The organism is Planctomycetota bacterium (genome assembly GCA_026387035.1).
GTDB lineage: Bacteria > Planctomycetota > Phycisphaerae > FEN-1346 > FEN-1346 > JAPLMM01.
The window spans coordinates 22,457-28,878 of record JAPLMM010000282.1; the positions used below are offsets into that span (position 1 = coordinate 22,457).

Genomic DNA, 6,422 nt, shown 5'->3' on the forward strand with positions numbered 1-6,422 from the left:
CGTTGAAACCACCTCTGCGTTGAAACCACCTTAGTCACCGACCGCCGGCGAAGGTTTCCACCGCCGGCCCGTTTGCTTCGAGCGTCACCGTGACGGCGCCGTCCCTGCCGGTCCATCGGCACCGGACGTCCTGCTCCGCGACCCACGGTGGATCCTCCTCCTTAGCGCGCACGGCCCCGCATGAAACGACCAGCACTTTCGCGCCGGCCGCCTGGGCGAGGCGCCCGACGGCATCGGGGTCGCTGCCGTGGTGCGGCCAGAGCATCACGTCGGCCTTGAGGTTCGGCTCGGCGGCGAGGAGCGCCGCGATGGCCGGCTCCTCGATGTCGCCCGTCAGGAGGAGCCTGCGCAGCATCCTGCGGAGCCGACCGCGCTCCTCAATCTCGAGGACCAGGGACCCGTCGTTGGTCTTGCGGGTCTGCGACGCCGGGCCGCGGGGCCAGAGGGCGCGCACGGTCGTCTCCCCCGTCCCCGCGAGGCGATCGCCCGCCCCGAGAAACTCGACGCGCACGCCGCGATCGGCGAGGCGTTCCAGAACGTCATCGTCCGCCTCCATGCGCTTGCGCACGAACGTCGGGGGGACGAACACGCGCCGGATGCCGAACCGGTCCACCAGGGGCAGGATGTCCTTGTAGTGGTCGAAGTGGGGATGGCTGATGAAGACGGCGTCGATCCGCCCGATGCGGCGCGACCAGAGCGCCGGGGCCGTCGTCCCCTCGCCCGCCCGCGTGTAGGAGAGCGACGAACCGGCGTCGTAGAGGAAGTTCCGCCCGTTCGGCAACTCGATGAGATTCGCGTTGCCGCCGCCGACGGCGAGAAACGTTGCGCGGACGTGGTCGGGCGCGCGGCGTCCGGTGGTCCACAAGAAGACGGCCGCGGCCGCGAGCGCCGCCATCGCCAACCGCCGCCGGAAATGGACGACGGCGCCGATAAGGCGGGCCAAGGCGTCCGGCACGAAGGCCAGAGTATCGGCGACCCACAACGGCGTCCAGCCGAACGCCACCAGAATGAGCCCGTTCGCGAGGAGCAAAGTCACCAGGGGGGTAAGGATGATGGTCGTAACCGGGGACAGCCATGCCACCATGTGGAAGAGAAGGGCCACGAGCGGAACGCCGATCGCGGCCGCGGAGATTGAGAGCGACGTCGTCGGACGAAGGGCGCGCCGCCAGAAGCGCGCCTCGAGACCCGCCGGCTCGCTCAGCGCTTCCGCGTCCTTGTCGCGGCGCAGCACCACCACTTCAATCCGCCTGCAGAGGAACATCAGGCCCAGCATGATGCCGAACGAGAGTTGAAAACTGGCCGTGAATAGGTCACCCGGGCGCAGAGCCAGGACAATGAGCGTGGCGGCGGCGAGGGCGTTGAAGAACAATCGCCGCCGGCCCACGGCCCAGCCGAGGCAAAGAATCCAGATGAACACGGCCGCCCGCACGACCGAGGGCTGAAGTTCCGTCATCAGGGCATACTGGAGAACCACGACGGCGACAAGCAGGGCCGTCAGGCGCCGACCTGCCCCCGCCGCACGCAAGAGCAGGAGCACCACCCAGCCTACCATGCCGACGTGGAGGCCCGAGACGGCGAGGAAATGGGCCGCCCCGCTCGCAATGAAATCCTCTTCCACCACGCCTTCCGCACCGGGCTCGTAATCGTCGAGGAGGTCCTTGCGGCCGAGCATGATGGCCGAGACGACGGCGCGCCCCTCCGCGCTCGGCAGGCGGTCCAGGCGCTTGACGGCCGAGTCGCGGATCGCACCGAGGACCCATCGCACCCGGTCGGCCGCGGGCTGGACGACGCGGATCGCTTCCGCCTGCTTCGTGGTGACCAGGGCCCGAATGCCCTGGCGGCGCATGTATCGGCCGAAGTCAAAGGCACCGGGGTTTGTCGGCTCGCGAAACGGCGCGAGGAATCCGACCACCTCGACACCGTCGCCCAGGCGCGGAAAGCCGGGCTGATCCTCATCGCACACCCCTTGAGCGGTCACCCGCACCTGTCCGCGGGCCGGCACCCGGCGCCCATCCACTTCGGCCTGCCGGCAATCGATCACCAGGGTCATGCGCTCGTAGTACGGGGCGTACGGCAGAAAGACGTCCGGCGGCGGCGGAAGACGCCGCGGCGAACCGACGACCGTGCCCTCGACCATCACGACGCGCGGGCCGTCGGCGACGAGGCGGCCTACGTCGTCAGGCGCCGGCTCGACGGTCGAGCGGGATCGCGCCGCGCCCGCCGCGGCCACGAGAACCAGAAGAGGAACAAGGAGAACGTTTGCGCGAGCGCGAAAAGCGAGGAGCGCCGCCCACACGATCGCCTCCCCTAAGGCAACCGCGCACCACAGGAACATCCCGCCGCCGAGATAATCCGCCGCCAGGATGCCGGCGAGGAACGCCACCGCCGCAGGAACGAGCGGCTCATAGCGACGTGGGGATTGCTCTTTCGGCCGGATCGGTTTTCTCCTCTACCCGCGCCCGCTGCGCCGCCTCGCGGCAAAATCCTCTGCGCGCTCGCAAAGGGCCTTGAAGAGAGCAAGATGGCGCGGCTCGTGGACCAGGTCTTCGGCGTGCCACTGGACGCCCAGGACGAAGCGGCCCCGGTCTTCGCTCTCGATGGCTTCGATGAGGCCGTCCTCGCTCCGCGCGACGATGCGCATTCCGCGGCCCGGCTCGCGGACGGCCTGGTGGTGGCGGCTGTTGGTTTCGAGCGGCCCGCCGGCCTCGCCGGCCGTCGAGGCGGGCTCGGGGCCGACGATTCGCGCGAGCAGCGAGTCCGCTTCAATCGTCACGACGTGCGTGACGGGGCGCTGCGTTGTCCCGTCGTGCCTGTCCGCGTTCGGCTCGTCGGGGACGTGCTGAATGAGTGTGCCACCGCGGTGGACTGCCAACTCCTGGATGCCGAGGCAGACGGCGAGGACCGGCAGGCCGCGCGCATCCGCTTCCTCCAGGAGCGCGAGGTCCGCCTCCTGCCGACGCGGGTCCATGAGGCGGGTCTTCGGATGTTTCGGTTCGTCCCAGAGGGCGGGGTCGAGGTCCCGCCCGCCCGCGAGAAGCAGCCCGTCGGCGTCCGCCAGGCGATTTGCCGGCGGCGGCCCCGACTCCGGAGGCTGAAGGACGAGCGGTTCTCCGCCGGCGGCCTGGACGGCCCGCGCGTACGCCTCCGATTTCTTGCCGACGTCGGCCGTGACGGCGATGCGCGGCTTCACGTGCCCTCCCGCTTGAGGACCCGTCCGGGCGTCGCGCCGGTGTGCCGGCCGTCGGCGACGACCTGCTCGCCGTTGACGAAGACGTGGCGGATGCCGTCCGGGGCGGCCCACGGATGCTTGTACGTTGCACGGTCGGCGATGCGGTCGCGGTCGAAGACGACGATGTCGGCCCAGGCGCCCTCGATCAGGCGCCCGCGGTCTTTGAGGCCGACGATGTCGGCCGGCAGGCGCGTGAGCCGGCGAATCCCCTCGCGCCAATCCATCAACCCCAGGTCGCGGACGTATGTGCCGAGGAACCGCGCCGCCGTGCCATAGGCCCGCGGGTGCGGCAGGCCCGCGCGTTCGGCGGCGGCGTCGGGCCTGCCCGCCGTAGCCTCGGCGAAGGCGGGCGGCAGGTGCCGCAGGCTCGAATCCGACCCGATGGCCACGTACGGTTCGGCGAGGATCGCCCGCAGGTTCTCCTCGCTCATCGAGAGGTAGGTCGCGTTGACCTGGGTCTGGTGGTCTCGGAGGAGGTCGAAGGCGGCCTGGAGCGAATCTCCTCCGGCGCGGTCGGCGAGTTCGCGCAAGGTTTTGCCGACGGCGTCCTGGGGCCGCTCGGGATGGACGGCCGCGATGGTGATCCGGTCGAAGTAGTCGGGCTCGGGATGGGTCTTGCGGATCTCCTCGACGATTCGGCGGCGCGTCGCGGGGTCGGCGAGGCGCGCAAGTTCCTCTTCGCGGCCGCCCTCGACGGCCCACTTCGGAAGCAGAAGCGAGTCCAGGTCCGTCATGCTCGCCAGGTAAGGATAGCGGTCGGCCGAAACGTCGAGGCCTTCGTCGCGTGCGCGGCGAAGGCGGTCGATGGCCTGGCCGGCCTTGGGCCAGTTCCTCGGTCCGGAGGCCTTGAGGTGGCTCACCTGGCCTCGGACGCCGCTGGAGCGGACGACCTCGAGAAATTCGTCGATCGCCTCGAGCAGGCGGTCGCCTTCGCTGCGAATGTGGCTGGCGTAGTAGCCGCCCGCCTCGGCCACGGGCCGGGCCAGTGCGATGAGTTCCTCGGTGTCGGCGTAGCAGCCGGGCGGATAGATGAGGCCGGACGAGAGGCCGAACGCCCCGGCCTGGAGCGCTTCGTCGAGGAGTCGCCGCATACGTCGGCGTTCGTCGGCCGTCGCCGGCCGGCCGGCGTAGCCGACCACCGCGGCCCGCAGGGCCCCGTGGCCGGCGAGAAGCGCGCGGTTGACGCTGGAGGGGGCCGAAGCGGCGCGGGCGTAGTAGCCGGCGGCGGAGTGCCAGTCGATCGCCAGGCCGTGCGCCCGCCACTCGGCCTCGCGGCGGTGGAGAAACTCTCCGACGAGCGGAAACGGGCTCGCCCCGCAGTTGCCCGAGACGTCGGTCGTCACGCCCGCGAGGACCTTGCTTTCGGCCAGAGGGTACACGAAGGCGGCAAACTCGCTGTGGCAGTGGATGTCGATGAATCCCGGGGCGACCGTGAGGCCCGTCGCGTCGAGGTCGCGCGGAGCCGGTTCGAGGACGGGCGCGATTTCGGCGATGCGCCCGCCCGAGAGGCGGAGGTCGGCCCGCCGAAGGCCGAGGTCGGCATCGAGGAGCGCTGCGCCGCGGATCGTCCAGGTTTCGGACATGGGTTCTCGAAGGCCGGACCGCCGGCGTCAGCAAGGCTTGAGGATATCGATCGCCTCCCCAACCGTCGGGCACACGGGGAGGAGTTCCTCCAGCCGTGCGTGCTTCAGGACCCTTGCGACGTTGCCCGCCGCTCCGGCGAGCGCCAGCCGGCAGCCGCGATCCGCCAGGTGCGCGTGAATGTTGATGAGCATTCCGAGGGCGGCGCTCGTGAGGAATCGGACGCCCGACAGGTCCAGGACGAAGGCGTCGGCGGCGCCGGCCTCGATGGCGCGGCGCAGGTCGACGCCGAGGCGGCCGATCAGGTCGGCCTCGGTCACGTCGTCGGCGTGGACGGTCAGGACCTCGACGGCGCCGCGTTCGCGGCGTGACGAGACGAGCGACGGGCGGCCGGCGTTCAAGAGACGCCTCCTCGTTCTACAACGCTATCTCAACGCAGAGATCGCAGAGAGCGCAGAGACAACCTCTTGTTTCACAACAACTTGTCCCGGCGCGCCGGGGCACGGCGTGTGTGGCACGGCGGGCCTTGCCCCGCCGTGCGCCGAGGCACGGCCGGGCAAGACCGGCCGTGCCACACCCTTTTGATCCCTTTGACAGCCGTTCTCTGCGTTCTCGGCGCTCTCTGCGTTGAAGAACACAGTTTAGGAGCGCTACTGGTTGCTGCGGAAGGCCTCGACGGCCGCGGCCGCGTCCTTGTAAATGTCGAACACCGTGTCGAGTTTTGTGATGCGGAAGACTTCCATGATCTCCGGCTTGATGCCGGAGAGTTTGATCTGCCCTTTCTTCTGCATCACGCGGCGCTGGAGGCTGATGAGCATCCCCAGCGCGCTCGAGGAGAGGTAGTTGACCTGCGAGAAGTCGACGACGAACTTTTCCTCGTCGGCCGCGTCGATGAGTTCTTTCAGGCCCGCACTCACCTGCTCGATGATGACGGCGTTGAGCATCTGGCTCTGGCGGAAGATGACGACCAGGATGCCGTTCACCCTTTTGGTCGCGTACAGCGCGTCGGTTGACATTTTGCAGACCTTTCCTTGAGATGCCCCGCGGCTCCCGGCGCGCCGGGACCGGCAGCACCAACCATTTTGCGGACTCCCGGCCCTGTGTCAACAAAAAGCCGCGGCTGCGCCGACGCACGGCCGGACAAGACCGGCCGTGCCACACGGCGCGCCTTATTTAGCCCCCGGTGAATACACCGGGGGCGCCGCCGGCGGCGGGCGGGGCGTTACAGCCGGTCCTTGAGGTCCCGCAGTTTGTTGAGGGCATCCAGAGGTGTCAGGCGCTCCAGGTCGAGGCGGCGTCGAGGCGGCGCAGTTCCTCGGCGACGGCGGACTCGGCGCCCTCAAAGAGGGTCCGTTGCGCCGGCCTCGGCTGGGCTGGCGCGGGTGCGGCGGCGATGCGAGGCCGGCCCTCGGCGTCCACGTGGGCCGCCTCGAGGTCCCCGAGGATCTGCTTCGCGCGCTCGACGACCTCTCGCGGCACGCCGGCCAGACGCGCCACGTGCACGCCGTACGACTTGTCCGTCCCGCCCGGGACGATCTTGTGGAGAAAGACGACCTGGTCCTGCCACTCGCGGACGGCGACGTTGAAGTTGGCGACGCCCTCCAGGACGTCC

At 69.8% G+C, this 6,422-nt stretch carries 6 protein-coding genes; all 6 read right to left on the bottom strand.

What is annotated here, in order from left to right; genetic code table 11:
• Window positions 1-34: 34 nt before the first annotated feature.
• A complete protein-coding gene (locus tag NTX40_10920) occupies window positions 35-2,383 on the bottom strand; it encodes a ComEC/Rec2 family competence protein (GenBank protein ID MCX5649585.1) in 2,349 nt (782 codons plus the stop codon).
• Between the two features lie 66 nt (window positions 2,384-2,449).
• Window positions 2,450-3,190, bottom strand: coding sequence for a gamma-glutamyl-gamma-aminobutyrate hydrolase family protein (locus tag NTX40_10925; protein ID MCX5649586.1), 741 nt, complete (start codon window positions 3,188-3,190; stop codon window positions 2,450-2,452).
• Entirely contained in the window at window positions 3,187-4,812 is a 1,626-nt protein-coding gene (locus NTX40_10930; protein ID MCX5649587.1) for a D-aminoacylase, read from the bottom strand. The genes NTX40_10925 and NTX40_10930 overlap by 4 nt, the downstream gene beginning before the upstream one ends.
• Before the next feature lie 27 nt (window positions 4,813-4,839).
• On the bottom strand, window positions 4,840-5,211 hold the full coding sequence (locus tag NTX40_10935) for an STAS domain-containing protein (GenBank protein ID MCX5649588.1): 372 nt from the start codon (window positions 5,209-5,211) through the stop codon (window positions 4,840-4,842).
• Window positions 5,212-5,460: 249 nt separating this feature from the next.
• Window positions 5,461-5,826 carry an STAS domain-containing protein gene (locus NTX40_10940; protein MCX5649589.1) on the bottom strand — a complete coding sequence of 122 codons (366 nt, stop codon included), beginning with the start codon at window positions 5,824-5,826 and terminating at the stop codon, window positions 5,461-5,463.
• Between the two features lie 256 nt (window positions 5,827-6,082).
• Window positions 6,083-6,422: DNA mismatch repair protein MutS (locus NTX40_10945; protein MCX5649590.1), on the bottom strand; the 340-nt coding region annotated here is incomplete at its 5' end.

Coding starts and splice junctions, on each gene's coding strand:
- NTX40_10930 (MCX5649587.1), bottom strand. CDS start 4,812: ATGTCCGAAACCTGGACGATCCGCGGCGCAGCGCTCCTCGATGCCGAC.
- NTX40_10940 (MCX5649589.1), bottom strand. CDS start 5,826: ATGTCAACCGACGCGCTGTACGCGACCAAAAGGGTGAACGGCATCCTG.